General features: G+C 51.5%; 1 rRNA gene. It reads left to right on the top strand.

Annotated features, from left to right (window positions below):
* Window positions 1-140: 140 nt before the first annotated feature.
* A 16S ribosomal RNA gene (locus ABEQ74_RS14725) occupies window positions 141-604 on the top strand; the annotation flags it as partial.

The raw sequence follows: 604 nt of genomic DNA, 5'->3' as shown, positions 1-604 counted from the left end.
GCGAACGAGATTCGCTAGTGACGAAGAAGTTGATCTTTGAAAACTGAACAACGAGTGAGTAAAACGGACCGCTTAGGCGGGACGTTGAAATAGAGAATGAACACATTCTCGTCAGTTAAGAAATGAGCAAGTCAAACACTTTATTGGAGAGTTTGATCCTGGCTCAGGACGAACGCTGGCGGCGTGCCTAATACATGCAAGTCGAGCGGACTTGATGGAGAGCTTGCTCTCCTGAGAGTTAGCGGCGGACGGGTGAGTAACACGTAGGTAACCTGCCCTTAAGACTGGGATAACTACCGGAAACGGTAGCTAATACCGGATAATTTATTTTGCTGCATGGCGAAATAATGAAAGACGGAGCAATCTGTCACTTGAGGATGGACCTGCGGCGCATTAGCTAGTTGGTGGGGTAACGGCTCACCAAGGCGACGATGCGTAGCCGACCTGAGAGGGTGAACGGCCACACTGGGACTGAGACACGGCCCAGACTCCTACGGGAGGCAGCAGTAGGGAATCTTCCGCAATGGACGAAAGTCTGACGGAGCAACGCCGCGTGAGTGATGAAGGTTTTCGGATCGTAAAGCTCTGTTGCCAGGGAAGAACG

The sequence above is a fragment of the Paenibacillus solani genome (assembly GCF_050475945.1).
GTDB lineage: Bacteria > Bacillota > Bacilli > Paenibacillales > Paenibacillaceae > Paenibacillus_AQ > Paenibacillus_AQ solani_A.
This window is presented reverse-complemented; position numbering and strand designations above follow the sequence as displayed.